This window comes from Spongiactinospora rosea (assembly GCF_003315795.1).
Taxonomy (GTDB): Bacteria; Actinomycetota; Actinomycetes; order Streptosporangiales; family Streptosporangiaceae; genus Spongiactinospora; species Spongiactinospora rosea.
This window is the reverse complement of the sequence record NZ_QMEY01000066.1, coordinates 1-2,840: the sequence shown is the minus strand read 5'-3', so window position 1 is coordinate 2,840 and position 2,840 is coordinate 1. Positions and strand designations below refer to the sequence as shown.

Here is a 2,840-nt window from a genome sequence, read left to right as displayed (position 1 = left end):
GTCCAGTTGACGGCCGCGGGCATCCAGCGCTCCAGCTCCGCCGGTACGCTGACCGCCCGCCACACGCGCTCTACCGGATAGGCGAGCACGCGTTCGAAGCGCAGCGCCGGGCGGCCGTCGATCGTTTCCAAAGTTCCGTCGGTCATGGATTCTCCTTCGGGTGTCGTTCGAGGCGTCAAGGATCCTCGGCCGGAACGGAGTTCATATTGCCATATGGAAATATGAACTGCAACTCGGGGTGAGCCCACGCCCGGGATCCCCCCGCCTGCCCCGGCATCCTCATCGGCCTGACCCGGAGGCAAACAGCCCGGCCGCAAGTCCGCCCCGGCTTGTTCGCTTCACGCTGCCTGACCCGGCAGGGCAAGTGGTGAAGCGGCGGTTGGATGAGATCACATTGCCCGCTGGGCTCTGCTCTCTCAGTGTTCACTGGCCGGACCGGCTGGTGATCTTCTGAGATGGTCCTGCTCCGAATCGGCGGCAACCCAGGGCCGCGGCAGATCTCGTTCATCGCCTCGATGACCGCGCTCATCCGGCACAGGGTGCGGCTGCCCCGTTGTTCCCGGTCATCCAAGCGCGGCTCGATCGCGTCCCAGAACTGGCTGATCGTCTTGCCGTCCATGCTGGAGAGCAGTTGTTCCCGGGTTCCTCAACCCCCATAACGCCCACCAGTTCATCAACCAGCCTGCCGAGCCGACGTGACAAGAGCGCGGCAGAATCAGCGACATTAACCGTGGCACGTCACATCCTGGCACCACGCCGTGATCTGCGCCGGCGGTAGCCGCCCAGTGGTGGTGTGACAGAGAACGGGCGATATCTGTCGGAGAGGTCCGAAGGATAGTCTCAGCGATGATCACCGTGGGCGGGCCGAGGGAAGGACAGTCCTAGGGTGCCCGCCGTCGCCGGCCACGCCGCCGCCAACGCACTGACCGATGCGAGCGTCCGGCTGCTCGGGGTCAGCGATACGCCGCCCCAGCCGGGACGACGGTGACCCTCCTCGCATCACGGGAAGCCCTCCAGCATGGGCGGGGAGTGCGTACAGGGCGACGAAAGGGTGCCTCACGCAGCGAGTCAGGGCGCCGGCGTCCCGACTCGATCGCCGAACAAGCGGAGGCAGAGGCATCCATGGCATCCATGGCGGACAGGCGTCCGGCACTTGCCATGCCCGGATCGGGAGCGTGCACCGGCGTTAGGGTGTCCTCCATGAAAATGGTTACACAGAGTAGTTTTATGAGTGCATTCAGGTATGATCTTCCGGCGTCACTCGTTGTCTTCCTGGTCGCGGTGCCCCTGTCGCTGGGCATCGCCATGGCGGCCGGGGCGCCGCTCGCCGCCGGGTTGATCGCCGCCGCCACGGGCGGCATCGTCGCGGGCCGGCTGGGCGGTTCCCCGATCCAGGTGAGCGGGCCGACCGCCAGCCTGACCGTTGTGATCGCCGGACTGATCCACACCTACGGCTGGCGGGCCACCTGCCTGATCACCATCCTGGCCGGGGCCATCCAGGTGCTGCTCGGCCTGCTCAAGGCGGCGCGGGCCGCGCTGGCGGTCTCGCCCGCGGTCGCGCACGGCATGCTGGCCGGGGTCGGTATCGTCATCGCCCTCGCCCAGCTCCATGTGGTCCTCGGCGGCAGCCCGGAGCACTCGGCCCTGGCGAACCTGATCCAGTTGCCCGGCCAGATCGTCGGCATGCACGGCCACAAGGTGATGGTGGGCGTGCTCACGGTCGTGGTGCTGCTGGTCTGGGAGCGGCTGCCCAGAAGGGTCAGTGCCGTCCCGGCGCCGCTGGCGGCGCTGTTCGTGGCCGCCGCTACGGCCTGGTTGCTGAGCTGGGACGTCACCCGCATCGACCTGTCGGGTGCCATCGCCACCTGGGCGCCGCCGCAGTTGCCCCAGGGCGACTGGCACCACGTCGCCGCGGCGGCGCTGCTGATCGCGCTGCTGGCCGGAGCCGAATCGCTGCTGTGCTGCACGGCCACCGACGGCATGCACAACGGCCGCCGCGCCGACCTGGATCGCGAGCTGTGCGGGCAGGGCGTGGCGAACATGGTCAGCGGTGTCCTGGGCGGGCTCCCGGTGGCCGGAGTGATCGTGCGCAGCACCACCAACATCCGGGCCGGCGCCCGTAGCCGGTCCTCGGCCATCCTGCACGGCGTGTGGGTCCTGCTGTTCGCGCTCTGCCTGGGCGGAACGATCAAGCTGATCCCGATCGAGGCGCTGGCGGCCCTGCTGGTCTTCATCGGCATCAGGACCATCAGCCTCGGCAACGCCAGAAAGGTGCACGGCCACCACGAGGTACCGGTCTACCTGGTCACCATGACCGGGGTGGTCCTGGTCGGGCTCGCCGAGGGCGTTCTGGCCGGGCTCGCCCTGGCCGCGCTGCTGGCGCTGCGGCGGCTCACGCGGGTCACGATCGACAAGCGCGAGGAACCGGACGGACGCCTGCACGTCACCGTCTCCGGCTCGCTCACCTTCCTCGGCGTACCGCACCTGACCCAGGAACTGCGGGCGATCCCCACCGGCATCACCGTCGACCTCGACCTGAACATCGACTTCATGGACAACGCCGCCTTCGAGGCCATCCACTCCTGGCGGAAGGACCACGAACGCCTGGGCGGCACGGTCGCCATCGACGAACTCCACGACCAGTGGTACACAATGGCGGCGGGCGGCGCCCGGATGGCCCCGGCCAAAAGCCCGCCGAAGCCGGCCGGGCGCTGGTGGCTGCCCTGGACCCACCGCCGCCGGGCCGAGACGGGCATGACCGAGAGCGAGAGCGAGTGCCGGATCACCCAGGGGGCGCAGGAGTTCCACCGGCGTACCGCGCCGCTGGTACGGCCCATCTT

1 protein-coding gene is annotated in these 2,840 nt (G+C 68.8%); it reads left to right on the top strand.

What is annotated here, in order from left to right:
• Window positions 1-1,227 precede the first annotated feature (1,227 nt).
• A partial coding sequence (locus DP939_RS45125) for a SulP family inorganic anion transporter (protein ID WP_225878961.1) occupies window positions 1,228-2,840 on the top strand: 1,613 nt, incomplete at its 3' end.